The sequence below is a fragment of the Glycomyces tritici genome, from assembly GCF_030403505.1.
Window position 1 is genome coordinate 1,095,399 of sequence record NZ_JAUEMJ010000001.1, and the last position, 15,824, is coordinate 1,111,222.

15 protein-coding genes and 1 pseudogene are annotated in these 15,824 nt (G+C 71.0%); 6 read left to right on the plus strand and 10 right to left on the minus strand.

Features of this window, described 5'->3' with window-relative positions:
• Positions 1-20: 20 nt before the first annotated feature.
• Entirely contained in the window at positions 21-446 is a 426-nt protein-coding gene (locus QWI33_RS05040) for a GNAT family N-acetyltransferase (RefSeq protein ID WP_289955516.1), read from the minus strand.
• Between the two features lie 22 nt (positions 447-468).
• Entirely contained in the window at positions 469-1,164 is a 696-nt protein-coding gene (locus QWI33_RS05045; RefSeq protein WP_289955518.1) for a DUF2306 domain-containing protein, read from the minus strand.
• A gap of 95 nt (positions 1,165-1,259) precedes the next feature.
• Here QWI33_RS05045 and QWI33_RS05050 point away from each other — a divergent pair, with 95 nt between their 5' ends.
• The gene (locus tag QWI33_RS05050) at positions 1,260-2,042 is read left to right on the plus strand and encodes a MerR family transcriptional regulator (RefSeq protein ID WP_289955520.1); all 783 of its coding nucleotides are present in this window, start codon (positions 1,260-1,262) and stop codon (positions 2,040-2,042) included.
• Positions 2,043-2,207: 165 nt separating this feature from the next.
• Here the strand turns inward: QWI33_RS05050 and QWI33_RS05055 are convergent, their stop codons facing one another.
• Positions 2,208-3,065 (minus strand): sulfotransferase domain-containing protein, encoded by an 858-nt coding sequence (locus QWI33_RS05055; RefSeq protein WP_289955522.1) that lies wholly within the window; start codon positions 3,063-3,065, stop codon positions 2,208-2,210.
• A 124-nt stretch (positions 3,066-3,189) separates the two neighbouring features.
• Here QWI33_RS05055 and QWI33_RS05060 point away from each other — a divergent pair, with 124 nt between their 5' ends.
• Positions 3,190-3,732 carry a thioredoxin family protein gene (locus QWI33_RS05060; protein ID WP_289955524.1) on the plus strand — a complete coding sequence of 181 codons (543 nt, stop codon included), beginning with the start codon at positions 3,190-3,192 and terminating at the stop codon, positions 3,730-3,732.
• Between the two features lie 149 nt (positions 3,733-3,881).
• On the opposite strand, the gene QWI33_RS05065 is transcribed toward QWI33_RS05060, so the two are convergent.
• Positions 3,882-5,060 carry an amidohydrolase gene (locus tag QWI33_RS05065; RefSeq protein ID WP_289955526.1) on the minus strand — a complete coding sequence of 393 codons (1,179 nt, stop codon included), beginning with the start codon at positions 5,058-5,060 and terminating at the stop codon, positions 3,882-3,884.
• 112 nt (positions 5,061-5,172) lie between these two features.
• Here QWI33_RS05065 and QWI33_RS05070 point away from each other — a divergent pair, with 112 nt between their 5' ends.
• Positions 5,173-5,862: a GntR family transcriptional regulator gene (locus QWI33_RS05070; RefSeq protein WP_289955528.1), complete on the plus strand. Its 690-nt coding sequence runs from the start codon at positions 5,173-5,175 to the stop codon at positions 5,860-5,862.
• A 90-nt stretch (positions 5,863-5,952) separates the two neighbouring features.
• Here the strand turns inward: QWI33_RS05070 and QWI33_RS05075 are convergent.
• The 4 genes and pseudogenes from QWI33_RS05075 to QWI33_RS05090 form a co-directional block, all read right to left on the minus strand.
• A pseudogene (locus tag QWI33_RS05075) lies at positions 5,953-6,600 on the minus strand (Maf family protein); the annotation flags it as partial.
• On the minus strand, positions 6,597-6,806 hold the full coding sequence (locus tag QWI33_RS05080; RefSeq protein ID WP_289955529.1) for an acyl-CoA carboxylase subunit epsilon: 210 nt from the start codon (positions 6,804-6,806) through the stop codon (positions 6,597-6,599). The pseudogene QWI33_RS05075 and the gene QWI33_RS05080, both read right to left, overlap by 4 nt.
• A 6-nt stretch (positions 6,807-6,812) precedes the next feature.
• Positions 6,813-7,826 (minus strand): NYN domain-containing protein, encoded by a 1,014-nt coding sequence (locus QWI33_RS05085; RefSeq protein ID WP_289955532.1) that lies wholly within the window; start codon positions 7,824-7,826, stop codon positions 6,813-6,815.
• A gap of 271 nt (positions 7,827-8,097) precedes the next feature.
• Entirely contained in the window at positions 8,098-9,681 is a 1,584-nt protein-coding gene (locus tag QWI33_RS05090) for an acyl-CoA carboxylase subunit beta (protein WP_353895399.1), read from the minus strand.
• A 33-nt stretch (positions 9,682-9,714) separates the two neighbouring features.
• Here QWI33_RS05090 and QWI33_RS05095 point away from each other — a divergent pair, with 33 nt between their 5' ends.
• The 3 genes from QWI33_RS05095 to QWI33_RS05105 all read left to right on the plus strand — a co-directional run bounded on the left by QWI33_RS05095 (position 9,715) and on the right by QWI33_RS05105 (position 12,282).
• Positions 9,715-10,512 (plus strand): biotin--[acetyl-CoA-carboxylase] ligase, encoded by a 798-nt coding sequence (locus QWI33_RS05095; protein WP_289955536.1) that lies wholly within the window; start codon positions 9,715-9,717, stop codon positions 10,510-10,512.
• 58 nt (positions 10,513-10,570) lie between these two features.
• Positions 10,571-11,563: a hypothetical protein gene (locus tag QWI33_RS05100; protein WP_289955538.1), complete on the plus strand. Its 993-nt coding sequence runs from the start codon at positions 10,571-10,573 to the stop codon at positions 11,561-11,563.
• Positions 11,564-11,757: 194 nt separating this feature from the next.
• Entirely contained in the window at positions 11,758-12,282 is a 525-nt protein-coding gene (locus QWI33_RS05105; RefSeq protein ID WP_289955540.1) for a PH domain-containing protein, read from the plus strand.
• 67 nt (positions 12,283-12,349) lie between these two features.
• On the opposite strand, the gene QWI33_RS05110 is transcribed toward QWI33_RS05105, so the two are convergent.
• Entirely contained in the window at positions 12,350-12,877 is a 528-nt protein-coding gene (locus QWI33_RS05110) for a GtrA family protein (RefSeq protein ID WP_289955542.1), read from the minus strand.
• 59 nt (positions 12,878-12,936) lie between these two features.
• On the minus strand, positions 12,937-15,606 hold the full coding sequence (locus QWI33_RS05115) for a sigma-70 family RNA polymerase sigma factor (RefSeq protein WP_289955543.1): 2,670 nt from the start codon (positions 15,604-15,606) through the stop codon (positions 12,937-12,939).
• Positions 15,607-15,824: the final 218 nt, after the last annotated feature.

A 15,824-nucleotide genomic window follows, 5' to 3' on the forward strand; every position in this document is an offset into this window, starting at 1 on the left:
GGGACCCGCCGCCGCCCTCCTCAGGGCTGCGCGGGCCGCACCCGGTACATCCAGGAGTAGTCGTCGTCGATCTCCTCGAACCCGAACTGGCGGTAGAGGCCCTGCGCGTCACCGGTCGCCAGGAGGACCCGTTTAAGGCCCATCCGCTCGGCCTCTTCCAGGATGTGCGCGATGAGCCGCTTGCTCAGCCCTTTGCCGCGCGCCTCCCGGTCGACGTACACGTCGCTGAGCCACGCGAAGTACGCGTGGTCGGTGACCAGCCGCGCGAACGCGAGCTGGCGGCCGTCGCCGTCGTAGAGCCCGAATGGGAGCGAGTGGTCGATGGCGAGGTCGCTGCGTTCGCGGGTGCGGCCCATCGCCCAGTACGTGTCGGTCGAGATGACCTTGTGGATCCACTCGCGGTCGAGCCGGTCGGGGTCGGAGGAGATCGTGTACGCGTCGCTCATCGCTCCAACCTATGCCCGCCGCTCAGGCCGCGCCAACGGAAATCCGGCGGCTCTCCTTGCGGCGCAGGTAGACCTCGATGAACAGCAGGTTGAGCACCACCGAGCCGACGATCGAGGCCGTGTAGGCGACGCTGAAGAGCGCGTCGAAGTCGCCGCCGTAGAACCCGTCGAGCAGCGGCAGCTGCACGACGATGAACAGGCCCAGGTAGACCCTGAGCATCACGGCGGCGAAGGTCGCGGCCATGGAGCGCAGCATCCACCGCTCGTGCGCGGCGAAGTCGCGCGCCCGCACCGCCCGGTAGGCGCGCCAGGCCGAGTAGAGCCAGAACACGTCGAGGAACACGAACGTCACGAGCGCGATCGGCCCGGCCGTGGTCAGCACGGCGACGACGATGCCGGTGAGCGCGCCCGGGAGGATCCCGCCGAGCAGGTAGACGCGGCCGAGGACGCGGTGGGCCTTCGGGTGCCTGCGGCGGATCGAGCCGAAGAACTGGAACGGCCCCACCAGGAGCGCGATGCCCCCGGCGGCGGCGTGGGCGACGAGGACCGGGAGGTGGAACGGGACGTTCTCGCGGAGGTCCACGCGCGGTTCCACCCCCGCGAGGTAGGGCGGTACGGCGCTGAGGACGATCGCGACGCCGGCGACCGCGACCACGACGACCGCGATGCGGCCGCGTCTCGAGCCGGCCCGCTTCGGGGCGGTGAGGGTGGCGCTCATGAGGGGGTGCTCCTAGTGTCGTGAGCTAAACTATCGATAGTCAAGCTATCACTAAATCGGACAGGTCACAACCGCCGCTCGGGTATGAAGGACGCATGCGAATCGGAGAGCTCAGCGCCAGGACCGGGGTCCCCGTGGCCACGATCAAGTACTACGTGCGCGAAGGCCTCGTCTCGGGCGGCGAGCGGACCGGCCACAACCAGGTCCGCTACGGCGAGGAGCACGTGCGGCGGCTGCGGCTGGTCCGCGCCATGGTCGAGACCGGCGCGCTCCCGATCGCCAAGGTCCGCGAGGTCATCGCCGAGGTCGAGGAGCCGGGCCGGGACCTCGACAGCGCCCTCGGCGTCGCCAGCCGGGCCCTCGCCAGCCACCGCGCGCCGATCGAGGAGCCCGAGGAGGCCGACCTCGAGACGGCGCGGGCGATCGTGCGGCGGCGCGGCTGGGACCGGATTCCGCTCGACCACCCGCATCTGCGGACGCTCGCCGACGTCATCGGGCGCCTGCGCCTCCTCGGCCTCGCCGACATGGTCGAACACGAGGACCGGTACGCGCTCGCGGCCGAGCAGGTGGCCGAGGCCGACATCCACCTCCTCATGCAGCGCGAGGAGCGCGACGAAATTCTCGAGACGATGATCGTGGGGACCGTGCTCGGCGACGCGCTCTTGACGACCCTCCGGCGCATCGCCCAGGTCGAGATCTCCGGCCGCGACATCAAAGGGCCCGATCACGATCGGGCCGATCCTGAATGTTCCTTATCCACAAGGGATGCTGATGCCGGACCGTCCGCGCCCGTCGCGGAGCCCGTCCATGCGAAAATGGCAATGTCTGCACTTGTCGGGTTTTCGACTGTGCAAGTCGAATGGGCGGTTCTACGCTGATTCCACGCACCTGATGGCGCGGCGGCAGAGGCCAAGCCTGCTCGACGAGAGACTTTGCCGCCATCACCAGGAGGCCGTCCGACGAAGTGGGGTAGTCGAGACGGCCGGCGGCGGGGCTCCATCTACCTGGCCTGGAGCCCCGCCGCACTTCTCACGGCTCCCGGCTCACGGCCGGTGGAGCCAGTCCAGCAGTTCTTTCGGGGCCATCTGCGCGACCCGTGCCGTGTAGGCCGCCAGCGCCTCGTCGCCCAGGAGCGCCGCCCCCGAACCCGACGTGCCGTTCCGGAAGAAGGCGTCGCGGCTGCGGAAGAGGCCCGCCGGGTCCGGGGCCGTGTGCGCGGCCTTCGCCTTCATCTCGCCGAAGGTCGCGGCTTTGACGAGTTCGGGCCAGCGCGATTCGTCCACTTCGATGTCGAGCCAGGCGGCGATGCGGCGCATCTCGCCGTCGAGGTCGGCGGCGAGGTCGGCGTAGTGGACGAGGAGGAGGTTCGGCGCATCGCGGCGGGCCCAGGCGTCGGCGAGGTGGGCCATGACGCCGGGGAGCATGTCGGGGGCTTCGCGCGGGTCGTGGTGGGACCGGGTCCAGCCGGCCAGCCAGTCGCGGAGTTCGGGGCGGGGTCCGCTTCTCGCTTCGGGCACGGGCTCGCCGGTGAGTTCGGCGACGCGTTCGCGGATGATGTTGTCGCCCTGGTGGTAGAGGGAGACGGCGGCGTCGAGGGGGTGGCGGGCGACGACGATGTAGCGGGTCTCGGGTCGGATCGGGATGCCGTCGAGCGGGGTGTGGGTCTTGATGATGCGGCGGTGGCGCTGGGCTTCGAGCCGGGCGAAGACCTCGTCCGCGGGCGCGATGGTCCAGTCGAGCCAGGGCGAGAGTTCCGACAGGGGCGCGGGGAGTTCGGGGGTCTGGAAGGCCAGGAGGGCGCAGATCATCTGCGTCCAGGTGGTGCCGTGTTTGGAGCGGGTGCTGATGACGATGTCGCCGTCGCGGGCGGGGAAGCCGAGCCAGCGGTGGCTGTCTTCCATGTCTGAGACGTATCTGTGGGGAAGCACCGGAAGAGCTTAGGGCAGCAGGGGAACGGACGCAGCCTTTTTCTGCGCGGCCGCCTACGATGGGTGGACGGTCCGACTAGTGAGGAGTGCGATTCCCTTGGCCCTCAACTCGAGCATGGTGCCGCTCGGCACGCCCGCCCCCGATTTCTCGCTGCCGGACCTCGAGGGCGAGGTGCGGTCGCTCGCGGGCTTCGACGCGCCGATGCTGCTGCTCGCGTTCGTGTGCAACCACTGCCCCTACGTGCGGCACATCGAGCAGGCCTTCGGGTCCTTCGCCGCCGGCCAGGTGGACCTGGACGTGGTCGCGGTGTGCTCCAACGACGCCGTGAACTACCCCGACGACGCGCCCGCGGGCCTGGCCGACCAGGTGGCGCGCGCGAACTGGACGTTCCCGTACCTGGTCGACGAGTCGCAGGAGGTCGCCCGCGCCTACAGCGCGGCCTGCACCCCGGACTTCTTCCTGTACGGGCCCGACCGCACGCTCGCCTACCGGGGCGCGTTCGACGGCTCGACCCCCGGCAACGGCGTGCCCGTCACCGGGGAGTACCTGGCCGGCGCGATCGAGCTGGTCCGCCGGGGCGAGCCGGTGCCCGAGCCGCACTACCCGTCGACGGGGTGCGGCATCAAGTGGCGGTCGTAGCCGTTCAGCAGGTGTAGCCGCCCGGCGGCCCGGACGGCGTGGTCGTCGGCGGCCCCTACGAAGTGGCCGCCCGGCGGCTGGGACGAGTCGGCCGTCCGGCGGTCCGAGCGTCGTTCGCTCTGCGGCCCGAGCGTCGTTCGCCCCGCGGTTCAGACGAGTGCGCCGTCGCGGGCGACCACGGTGCCGTTCTTGACGACGAGCTTGCGCCGGTGGTGCTCGAGCACGGCTTCGGACGGGTTGCGTCCGGCGACGGCGACGAGGTCGGCGTTGTCGCCGACGGCGAGGCCGTAGCCGTCGAGCTTGAGCAGGCGGGCGCCGCCGAAGGTCGCGGCCTCCAGGGCCAGTTCGATGTCGGCGTCCTTGCTGTAGCCGGCGTTGCGGGCGAACCACTGGGTGCGCTGCAGGTTGTCGCCGGTGCCGTAGGGGCTCCAGAGGTCGCGCACGCCGTCGTTGCCGATGCCCATGGCGACGCCGGCTTCGTCGAGTTCGCGCAGCGGCAGGATCTTCTTGGGCGCCACGGAGGTCAGGCCGATCTTGAGTTCGGCGAGGTCGGCGATGAGGCGGGCGCGGGTGGCGTCGTCGGCGTCGCAGAGCGCGAAGGCGTGGCTGATGACGACCTTGCCGGTGTAGCCGAGGGCGCGGGTGCGCTCGATGATCATGTCGAACTCGCGGATGCCGAGGTCGCCGCCGTCGTGGAGGTGGATGTCGATCTCGGCGCCGTGCTTCTCGGCGAGGGCGAAGACGAGGTCGAGGTGGCGTTCGGCGTCGCCGTCGAAGCCCTCGGGGTCGATGCCGCCGATCGACTTGACGCCGACCTGCAGCGCCTCGTCCAGGAGGGCGGCGGTGCCGGGACTGGCGAGGATGCCGGTCTGCGGGAAGGCGACGAGTTCGACGTCGATGCGCCCGGCGAGGCGTTCGGCGGCCTCGCGCACGGCGTGGACGGCGCCGATGCCGATGCCGGGGTCGATGTCCACGTGGGAGCGGGCGTGGGTGGTGCCGGAGACGACCATGTTGGTGAGGAGCGCGGTGATGAAGTCGGGGTTGGGGACGCCGAACTCGGCGCGGCGCTCGGCGCCGTACGCGATGGCCGCGGCGAGGCCGGGCCCGGCGGTGCGGGGCACCCAGGGGCCGCCCCACAGGGTCTTGTCGACGTGGGCGTGGGCGTCCACGAGCCCGGGGATGACGACGGCGCCGGCGAGGTCTTCGACGATCGCGCCGTCGCTCTCGAGCGAGTCCGCGACGGCGTGGATGGTGCCGTCGCGGACCAGGAGGTCGGTGCGTCCCTCACGGCCCCAGAGCCGGGCGTCGCGCAGCAGCAGGTCGGTCATGTGCAGATCCTCTCGCCTCAGTTCCCGCCCATAGCGGTATACCACTAATGGAGACGGTATACCGTTGCACCGACCCCCGGCCACCGGCCGGGCCCGCGGAGAGAGAAGCGCCATGACCCGAGCCGAACAGGTCTACCAGGCCCTGCGCGAGCGCATCGTCACCGTCGCCCTCACGCCCGGCGCGCGGCTCATCGAACGCGACCTCGCCGCCGAGTTCGAGGTCTCCCGCATCCCCCTGCGGGAGGCGCTGCAGCGCCTGGCGGCCGACGGCCTCGTCACCACGGTCCCCGGCCAGGGCAGCATCGTCACCGTGCCCACCCCGAAGGACATCGAAGACCTCCTCGACGTGCGAGCCGGACTCGAACCGCTCGCCGCCCGCCTCGCCGCCACCGGAGCCGGGCCCGAGGCCCTGGCCCGCCTGCGCGACTGCGTCCGCCCCCAGGCCGACCCTGAAGCGCTCACCGAGGCCAACGCGGCCTTCCACCGCGAGGTCACGGCCGCCGCGGGCAACCCGCTCCTCGCCCAGATCATGGAGCCCCTCGAAGCGCGCATGCGCTGGCTCTTCCACCTGTCCGCCGAACGCGACCCCGACCGCCAGCGCCTCGAGCACGCCGAACTCCTCGAAGCGCTCGAAGCGGCCGACCCCGACCGGGCCGCCGCGATCGCCCTGGCGCACATCGAGGACGGGCGCGGCCCGACCCTGGCGGCGACGCGCCGCTGGCGGCTCGAAGCGGTGGACCCCAACGAGGCCACGAAGACCCGCCGCCGACCGGCGCGCACGGCGAAGCCGCAGGCGTCTTGACCTGCGGATACGCGGAATGTCGGACCCTTGTGGGAGTGTGGTCCTTTTCGGTTGGTCGGAGGCGGATGCGGGTGGGAAGGGGCATGCCCTACGCGCCGCGGCCGTCGCCCCGGCGCGTAACGCGTAACGCGTAACGCGTAACGCGTAACGCCAGAGACTGTGCAGCGCGATCTCCAGCTCACCGAGCATGTTGCGCAGCAGCGGCATCGAGAGGCCGATGACCGTGCCCGGGTCGCCGTCGATGCGGTCGATGAACGCCGAGCCGTAGCCGTCGAGCGTGAACGAGCCGGCCACGTGCAGCGGCTCCCCCGTCGCCACGTACGCGGCGATCTCCTCGTCGGAGACCTCCGCGAAGTGCACGACCGTCCCCGCCGAGCGCACGATCTGCCGGTCGGCGGCCACGTCGATCAGGCAGTGCCCGGTGTAGAGCGTCCCTGAGTTCCCGCGCATCCGCTTCCACCGCGACGTCGCCTCTTCGGGCCCGCCGGGCTTGCCGAGGATCTCGTGCCCGAAGTGCAGCACCGAGTCGCACCCCAGCACCAGCGAATCAGGGCCCACCAGGTTCAGGACCGCGTTCGCCTTCATCTCCGCGAGCGTCGCCGCCAGCTCGGCCGGGTCGTGGCCCATCACCTGGCTCTCGTCGACGCCGGAGACGATCACCTGCGGCTCGATCCCGGCCGCCTTCAGCAGCTCGCGGCGCGCAGGCGACTGCGAAGCGAGGACGAACGGTCGGCTCAACGGTCCATGCCCCTGCGGGCCGGGACCGCGGTGTCGCGCCAGGACCGGCGCACCCGCAGCTGCAGCCCCGGGTTCGACCAGGCGGCCCGGCGGCTCGGCGCCTCGGACTCCTCGACCGGGCGCGGCAGGGCCGTGATCAGCCCGACCAGCGCGGCGAGCTCCTCATCTGTGGGGTTGCCACGGACGACCTTGAGTTCCAGACTCATCGAGAACTACTCCTCGTCGATATCGAATTCGCGGTGCACCCGCTCCCAGAAGCCGTCGCGGACCCAGATCCGCGCTTCCGGGTGGTCGCGTAGAGAGTATCCGAGTTCCTTCTCGGCTTCCACCAGCAGCTCCTTGTCGATGACCGTGGGCAGCTGGGGGCCGGGGAGCAGATCCGCTATGTTGTCCGCGCCCCTGGTCAGGAGCCATTTGTGGCCCACGTACTCCCCGATCTGGCGCACGGTCTCGGGGTCGAGCTTCTCACCGGTCTGCGTGGTGCGGACGAATTTCGGCCGAGCGGACTCGGCTTGGGCCAGCGCCTCGGCGGCGTTCATGGTGACGGCCACGGACTGGCGCTGGCCGAAGACCGCGGCCGGGCTGGGCACACGCGGTTCGGGCTGCGTCATGGGCGCGCCGACCATGCTGTACGTGGCCGCGGCGGCGGTGCCGCTCTTGGTGAAGTACGCCCGGAGGTCTTCGGCTTCGATGGTGGCGACGGTGTCGGACTCCCACACCAGGCGCTCGGCCTGGTTGGTGCCGTAGGGCGGCTCGACGCCCCAGAGGTGGACGCGCACGCCGTAGGCCTGGGCGACCTCGACGGCGGGGACCATGTCCTCGTCGCCGGCGAGGAGGATGGCCTCGTGGACGGCGTGGTGGCGGGCGAGCAGTTCGAGGTCGGAGCGGATCTGGGCGTCGACGCCTTTCTGCTGGCCGCGCGAGTTGAGGTTTCCGAGGCGGACTTTGACGAATTCCATGTTGGCGATGACGCGCTGGTCGACGGTGGGCACGCGGTCGCGGGCGGCGTCGAACCAGTACAGGCGGAGCAGTTCGCCGTCGGAGAGGTGGTGGGCGGCGCGTTCGATGAGGGATTTGATGAGCTTCTCGGCGTCGACGCGGTAGTCGCGGCGGGAGGTGGCGTCGAGCAGGAGCTCCGCCGCCGCCGCGTAGAGGTAGCCGACGTCGATCAATATGGCGTACCGCCGGGACGGCGATCCTGGCAGCATCCCTCCGAAAGGTGTCATGGCCCACTCCCAATCGTCGGGCGGGACGAATTGTCCCGCTTCCCCCAGCTGTATAAGACGGTACCCGGATCGGGCTCCAGGGATGGGAGTGGTGCGCGACGCTTTGGGTGGCAAAGCGGTTTCGCCCGGTAGCGGGCGCGGGCGGCGTGGCGGACGCGTGGGGGTCTCACCGGATCGGGTGAGAGGAAACGGCAAAGGGCGGCGGGGCCGGCCGCGGTGAAGCGTGCGAACCGTGCTTGCGCGACGGCCCCCGCCGCCCTCTCGGTGCCCGCTACAGCGGGATGTTGCCGTGCTTCTTGGCGGGCAGCTCGTCGCGCTTGGAGGCGTTCATGCGCAGGCCGCGCACGAGCATCGCCCGGGTCTCGCGCGGCTGGATGACCGCGTCGATGTAGCCGAGCTCGGCCGCGACGTACGGGTTGTTCAGCTTCTCCTCGTACTCGGCCATGAGCTCGGCGCGCTTGGCCTGCTCGTCGTCGGCCTTGGCGAGTTCGCGCCGGTAGAGGATGTTGACCGCGCCCTGGGAGCCCATGACCGCGATCTCCGCGGTCGGCCACGCCAGGTTAAGGTCGGCGCCGACGCCCTTGGAGCCCATGACGCAGTACGCGCCGCCGTAGTCCTTGCGGGTGACGACGGTGAGCTTGGGGACGGTGGCCTCGGCGTACGCGTAGATGAGCTTCGCGCCGCGGCGGATGATGCCGTCGTGCTCCTGCGAGGTGCCCGGCAGGAAGCCCGGGACGTCCACGAAGGAGATGATCGGGATGTTGAAGGCGTCGCAGAAGCGGATGAACCGCGCGGCCTTCTCCGAGGCGTCGATGTCGAGGCAGCCGGCGAAGTGCATGGGCTGGTTGGCGACGACGCCGACGGGCTTGCCGTCGAGGCGGCCGAACCCGGTGATGATGTTCTTCGCGAACAGCGCCTGGGTCTCCAGGAACTCGCCGTCGTCGAGCACCGATTCGAGGACCTTGTGCATGTCGTACGGCTGGTTCGCCGAGTCGGGGATGACGGTGTCGAGTTCGAGGTCCGTGGCGGTGAGGTCGAGTTCGACGTCCTTGGACTCGTAGGCGGGCGGCTCGTCGAGGTTGTTCGACGGCAGGTACGAGAGGAGGTGCTTGACGTACTCGAGCGCGTCGGTCTCGTCCGAGGCCAGGTAGTGGGCGTTGCCCGCGACCGCGTTGTGGGTGCGGGCGCCGCCGAGCTCCTCCATGCCGACGTCCTCGCCGGTGACGGCGCGGACGACGTCGGGTCCGGTGATGAACATGTGGCTGGTCTGGTCGACCATCACGGTGAAGTCGGTGATCGCCGGCGAGTAGACGGCGCCGCCGGCGCAGGGGCCCATGATGAGCGAGATCTGCGGGATGACGCCGGAGGCGCGCACGTTCCGGAAGAAGATCTCGGAGTAGCCGCCGAGGGAGGCCACGCCTTCCTGGATGCGGGCGCCGCCGGAGTCGGAGATGCCGATGATCGGGCGGCCGGTGCGCAGCGCGAGGTCCTGGATCTTGGTGATCTTCTCGCCCGAGACCTGCCCGAGCGAGCCGCCGAGGACGGTGAAGTCCTGCGCGAACACGCAGACCTCGCGGCCTTCGATGGTGCCGTAGCCGGTGACGACGCCGTCGCCGTACGGCCGGTTGGCCTCCATGCCGAAGCTGGTCGAGTGGTGCTTGCGCAAGGCGTCCAGTTCGACGAACGACCCCTCGTCGAGCAGCTGCTCGAGGCGTTCGCGGGCGGTGCGCTTGCCCTTCTCGTGCTGCTTCTCGATCGCCCGGGGGTTCCCGGTGGCCGATTCGGAGAGGCGCTCGGCCAGGTCGGTGAGCCGCCCGGCGGTCGTGTGGAAGTCGATGTCGGTCACGACTCGGATCGTATCGGCCTTCCCTGTGGCTACGCTATGTGCGTGAGCACACCGATGAGAAAGCCACTGGACCGGCACGAGCTCTGGTCGCTGTTGTCGGAGAAGTCCGGCTTCTGGACCGAGCTCGATGTGGTGCAAGTCACCGGTTCGACGAACGCGGACCTGGCCGAGGCCGCCAAGCACGGCGCTCCCCAGGGGAAGGTCCTCATCGCCGAGGAGCAGTCGCACGGCCGCGGCCGCCTCGACCGCCAGTGGGTGAGCCCGCCCCGCGCCGGACTCACCATGTCGTTCCTCCTGCGGCCCACCGTGCCGCGCGAGCAGTGGGGCACGCTGAGCCTCCTCACCGCCGTCGCCCTCGAGGAGTCGCTCAAGGCCGTGTGCGGCGTCAGTGCGAAGCTCAAGTGGCCCAACGACGTCCTCATCGACGGCCGGAAGGTCTGCGGCATCCTCGCCCAGGTCGAGGGGAACGCGGTGATCGTCGGCGCCGGGCTGAACGTCTCGCTCACCGAGGAGGAGCTGCCGGTCCCCGAGGCCACCTCGCTGCAGATCGCCGGGGCCTCGACACTGGACCGCACCGAGATCGCCGCCGGTTTCCTCGCCCACGTCGCGGCCGTCTACGAGACCTGGAACGAGCGCGGACCGGGCTCCGTGATCGAGCGGTGGCGCCGCAATTCGGCGACTCTGGGACGCCACGTCGCGGTATCGTTCCCCAACGGCCGCAACCTCACCGGCCGCGCCGCGGGCATCGACGAGAACGGCTGCCTGCGGATCGCCGCCCCTGACGGCACCGTGGAGACCGTCGCCGCCGGCGACATCGTCCACCTGCGGCCCCAGGGCTAGCGCCCCGACATCCCGCGCGGCGCGGCGCCGTGAAGCACAGCAGCGAAGGAGCAGCGCATTGGCCGACCAGGCGCACGGCGACGAACCCTTCGAGGCCCGGCAGCCTCCGGGGCCGACCGGCCTCGACCCCGAGGCCGAAGGGCTCTACCGGCTCCTGCTGTCCAAGTCGGACGGTTCCGTCTCGCAGCTCGCGGCCGACTCGGGACTCCCGCCCGGCCGCACCAGGGACGTCCTCATGCGCCTGGTGGACGACGGCTTCGCCACGATGGTCGCCGACTCCAGCTTCCGCGCCGTCGGACCCGACACCGTCCTCGGCGGGCGCATCGCCTCTCAGCTCGGCGACGTCCTCGGCGAGTACGAGGCCCTGCGCGAACTCCTCGAGATCCACCGCGCCGGCCCCGGCCCGGGCGGCCGCGAGCAGGGCAGCTGGGAGGTCGTCTCCGGCCCCGTCGCGATCCGCTCGCGCCTGCGGCAGCTCAAGGCCAGCGCCGAGAAGCGGCTGCGCACGTTCGTGCGCCCGCCCATGGTCCTGCCCGTCCCCGAAACCGCACTGCACGAGGGCCTGCAGGCCCGCGGGGTCTGCCACCGCATCCTCTTCGACCGCAGCGTGCTCGACATCGACCCGTACTCGGACTACCTGCGCCACGCGCTCGCCTCGGGCGACGAGGTGCGGTTCGCGAAGCGGCTGCCGCTCAAGCTCCTCATCGTGGACGACAAGACCGCGCTCATGGAGGAGGGCGGCGGACGCCCGAAGGCGATCGTCACCAGCAACCGCTCCATCGTGGAGCTCGCGGGCGCGCTGTTCGACCAGTTGTGGTCGGCGGGCATCCCCGCGACGACCGCGTCCAGCAGCGCCCAGCGGATCGACGAGGACGACGCGGTCCTGCTGGGGCTCTTGATCGCCGGGCTCACGGACCAGTCGATCGCGTCGAAGCTCGGCATCGGCCTGCGGACCGTGCAGCGCCGCGTGCGCGAGCTCATGGATCTGGCCGACGTGGACACCCGCATCCAGCTGGGCTGGCACGCCGCGAAGAACGGTTGGGTGCCATAGCAAAAGCGAGCGGCCGACGGGTTCAGGGATTTCGCCCGAATCGGGGGACGAACCGCGATGCCTGGGTGTTGTACTGTGCTTTTGGTATTTGTACCCATGGCACGACTTGCGAACCGCGGACTGGCAGCCTCGGTGAAGCCTGCGGGCCGTGAATGCGTCCTGCCCCCGCCCGTTCTCACTCCTGGAGGTCCGCAGTGGGATATCCCGACGATCAACTCGCCCGCGGTGAAGTGGTCAAGCTGCACACCCGCCCGCACTGGAAGGAAGGTGTCGGCCCCGTCCTGTGGTTCGTCGTCTTCCTCGCCATCGGCGCCATCGCGATCACGTTCACCGCGCGGATCGACGAGAGCTGGTCCCTGTGGCTGATCCTCGCCGAAGTCGTGCTCTTCCTGGCCCTGCTCATCTGGCTCTCGGTGCTGCCGTGGATCCGCTGGCGCTCCACCCACTACGTGATCACCGACCAGCGCATCATGTGGCGCGAAGGCCTCGTGACCCGCGAGAGCCGCCACATCCCGCTGGCGCGCGTGAACACCGTGTCGTACACCCAGAACGTCTGGGAGCGGATCTTCGGGTTCGGCGACATGAACATCGACTCGGCCTCTGACGACGGCGAGATCAACCTGATCGACGTCCCGAAGGTCGACAAGACCAAGGCGCTGCTGTACCAGCTGGCCGAGGACGACCGCTCGCGTCGTGCCGGCGCGGCCGACGGCACCTGACCGCCCGAGGCGTGACGAGAGGCCCGTGCCGTTGCGGCGCGGGCCTTCTGCGTCGACCGGGGCTGCGTCAGCCGACCGAGGACCGGGCCAGTTCGGGGTCGTGCCGGAAGACCCAGGTGCGGTAGGCGAAGAATCGGAAGACCGAGCCGAGGCCGACGCCGACGATGTTGCCTGCGATGTTCACCGCGAGGTCGTTGTCGAAGTACTGCGGCCAGACCGCGGCGAGACCGGAGTTGGCCCAGAGGCAGGCGAGGGCGATGAGCAGGCCGATGCCGTTGAAGAAGAAGTAGAGGGCGTACTGGCGGTGGGCGGCGGCGCTGCCGCGGCGCTCGCGCCAGGTCCAGTGGCGGTTCCCGAAGAACGCGACGGTCATCGCGATGACGGCGGAGATGATCTTGGCGTACCACTCGGACCAGTCGAGGCCGAGAAACATCAGGTTGAACAGCCCGATGTCGACCACGTAGGCCACACCGCCGACCCCGGCGAAGCGGATCAGCTCGGCCGCGTGGCGTTTCAGCAGGTCAATGGCGCGCACGAACAGACCCGTGAGGCCGCGGCGGGCCGGGGGCGACGGAGTCTCAATGGAGGTCGACATCAAGCCACAGCCTACCCGGAGCAGCGCGGGAGCGATACCGCCGAGATGCGCGGCCGGGCCTACTTCGTGGTGTCGTCGCCGACCGGGGCCGCCACCGCCACCACGCCCACGGTGAACGGGTCGTCGCCGCGTTCGAAGCGGATCACCGCGTCCTCGCCCGTGGCCACCCGGTACACGTTCACGTCGACGCCGAAGGCGTACCAGTCCGGGTTCTCCACGGCCCCGTGCGCGCGGCAGGTCGCCGGCTCGCCGAGCCCCTGCCCGCCCGCGCTCAGGCTGTCCCCGCGGCGGTACCCCGAGCCGCCCCAGAGCGTCGCCGCGACCTGGACCTCGCCGCCGTCCTCGACCTCGATCTCGGTGTCAGCCGCGCGCGGACCGTCGTAGACCGCGACCTCCGTGGCCGGCGCCCCCGGCTCCGCGTACACCACCGTGAGCGACCAGCCCGCCCAGCGCCGCTCGGCGCACTCGGCGCCGAGGTCGATCGGCCAGTGGTCGCATTCGCTGGTCGGCAGCTGGTGGTTGTCGGTCGCGACCCAGTACGCGCCGCCGTCCGACACGAGGTCGGTGACCTCGACGAACGCCTGCTTCCCGGGGCTCGTGTCCCGCATCGCCTCGGCGCTGAGCGCGGTCCAGGACCCGCCCGGCCCCGCGAGCGAGACCGCCGTCGGCAGGCCGTCCTCGACACCGGCCCAGTACAGGCCCGCCCATTGGATCTCGGCCCCCTCCGGCACCTCGAGCACCGCCCCCGAGACGGCCTCGCCTTCGCGCCCCGCGGGCGCGGTCGCGGCCTTGTACGCCTTCATCGGCCACTGCTCGCCGCCGCCGATGCGCACCACTTCCCTGCAGCCGGGGACGGAGCAGGTCAGCCAGGTGTTCCCGGCCGCGGTGACGCCCGTGGCGTCCACGCTCGCGTACCCGACCTCGCTGCCGGCGGGCGCGATCGGCACCTGCAGCGACGTGGTGCCGCTGATGCCCGGGCCCTCCACCGCGACCTCGAACGTCTGGTAGCCGCTCACTTCCTCCCCGATGAGGATGCGCACGTTGGCCTCCGCCGGGTCGGGCATCGCCGGGATCGTGCAGCGGACGACCGCGCCGTCCTCGTCGCACGTCCAGCCGGGATCGGCGGTCTCCGAAGCGAGCGTGATGCCCGCGGGCATCGTGATGTCGAGCGTGACGCGATCAGCGGCGGCCTGCCCGTGCCGTTCGACCGGGGCCGCTTCGCCGGTACCACTGCGTTCGAGCAGCGCCGCCTGACCGTCACCGCTGGGCGGGGACGGGGCCGCTTCGCCGTCGTTTCGCCCGACGGGGGCCGCGTAGCCGCCGCCGCGTCGTTCTGCAGCTTCTGTATCCGCTTGCGCCCCAGACGATTCGGCCGGTCGTTCATTCGCATCGGCGTCGCCCGCACCGTCTTCGCTCTCGGCCCGCTCGGTCACCGGCGCGTAGCCGCCGCCGGTGCCGCCGGGCGGTGCGAGGCGGATCGGGAGGATCGCCTCGCCGCCGGCCACGAGGCCGCTCGAGCCCAGGCCGTGCTCGATCGCGTACGCGGCCGGCTCGGCGGGCGCCTCGGACTCGTCCTCGGGTTCGGGCTGCGGATCGGCCGGGTCCTCCGGGTCGGGCTCGGGCACGTCGTCGGGCGGCGGGGGCCCGGGCGCCGTGGGCTCGGCCTCCGGGTCGTCCGCTTGGACCACCGGCTCCTCGGGGGCGGCCTGCGGCGGCTGCTCCTCCTCGCCGCTGAGCGCGACGATCGCGACGACGGCGACCACCGCCGCGGCGGTGCTGGTGGCGACGGTGCCCTTGGTGCCGAGCTGCTGCACGATCCGGCGGATCCAGTTCGCGACGGCCTTGAACGGCGTGAACAGGTACGCGAGCACGCCGCCGAACGCGATCCCCGCGGCCGAGACCGCGCCCGCCGCCAGGTACGGCGAGGCCGCGCCGCCCAGGAAGATCACGGCGATGACGCCGCGCAGGCCCGAGTTCAACTCGGTGAGTTCGGCGAACAGCAGGTTGCAGGTGACGCACGAGTCGAGGTGGTCGTCCACTTTGGTGGCGTCGCGCTCGCCGAGCTTGCCGCGCACGCGCGCGCCGATCCGGTCGACGGTCCAGCGGCACTCCTCGCGCGGGGAGTCGGCCGCGTGCTCGCTCAGGTAGTTCTGGCGCAGCTTCTCGCGCGCGCGGTAGGCGAGCGCGGAGACCCCGTTCGGGGTCATGCCGAGCATGGTGGCGATCTTGGCCGGGGAGTCCTCCTCGACCTCGGTGTGCCACAGCACCATCCGCCAGCGCTCGGGGAGCTTCCCGAAGGCGAGCGCGGCGTAGCGGCGCTCCTGGCCCTCGACGGCGGGGTCGACGTAGATCTCGCCGGAGTCGTGCGCGGTGAGGTCGTCGGTGAACTCGACCTTCTTGTCGCGGCGCACCCGGTCGTAGAAGGTGTTGCGGAGGGTCTGGAGCATGTAGGGCCGGAAGGCGAGGTCGGGGCCGCCGCCTTCGCGGAAGGTGTGGAGGAGTTTGGCGAAGGCCTCGGAGACGAGGTCGTCGGCGCCGGCGGGGTCGCGGGAGAGGACGCGGGCGAGGCGGCGCGCGGAGTGGACGTGGCGTTCGTAGAGCACGGCGTAGGCCGTGGTGTCGCCGCCGCGGGTGGCGGCGATGAGTTCGGGATCGGAGCGGGTCTCGGGGTTGTCGCCGGGGTCCGGGTCCAGGTGGCGGGGATCGCCGGCGGGGACGGTCTCGGGCATCGTTCGCCGGTGCTCCTTCCAGGTTGCGCCGAGCTCGTACGATCGGGGGGCTCGGGTGTCTGCTCGCGGGCGGGGACTTCACTGCCGAGTGGGAGGTGTACTCGCCGTCCCCCTTTGCGAGCCTTCCTTGACTTAACGATCGAGTACGTCTCGAGTTGCGCCCGTTCAGCCGTTCGGGCAGGCTTCCGGCGAACTGGACATTGCAGTGAGTTTAGGGC

Coding starts and splice junctions, on each gene's coding strand:
- QWI33_RS05080 (WP_289955529.1), bottom strand. CDS start 6,806: ATGAGTCTGGAACTCAAGGTCGTCCGTGGCAACCCCACAGATGAGGAG.
- QWI33_RS05055 (WP_289955522.1), bottom strand. CDS start 3,065: ATGGAAGACAGCCACCGCTGGCTCGGCTTCCCCGCCCGCGACGGCGAC.
- QWI33_RS05045 (WP_289955518.1), bottom strand. CDS start 1,164: ATGAGCGCCACCCTCACCGCCCCGAAGCGGGCCGGCTCGAGACGCGGC.
- QWI33_RS05040 (WP_289955516.1), bottom strand. CDS start 446: ATGAGCGACGCGTACACGATCTCCTCCGACCCCGACCGGCTCGACCGC.
- QWI33_RS05050 (WP_289955520.1), top strand. CDS start 1,260: ATGCGAATCGGAGAGCTCAGCGCCAGGACCGGGGTCCCCGTGGCCACG.
- QWI33_RS05110 (WP_289955542.1), bottom strand. CDS start 12,877: ATGTCGACCTCCATTGAGACTCCGTCGCCCCCGGCCCGCCGCGGCCTC.
- QWI33_RS05085 (WP_289955532.1), bottom strand. CDS start 7,826: ATGACACCTTTCGGAGGGATGCTGCCAGGATCGCCGTCCCGGCGGTAC.
- QWI33_RS05070 (WP_289955528.1), top strand. CDS start 5,173: ATGACCCGAGCCGAACAGGTCTACCAGGCCCTGCGCGAGCGCATCGTC.
- QWI33_RS05115 (WP_289955543.1), bottom strand. CDS start 15,606: ATGCCCGAGACCGTCCCCGCCGGCGATCCCCGCCACCTGGACCCGGAC.
- QWI33_RS05065 (WP_289955526.1), bottom strand. CDS start 5,060: ATGACCGACCTGCTGCTGCGCGACGCCCGGCTCTGGGGCCGTGAGGGA.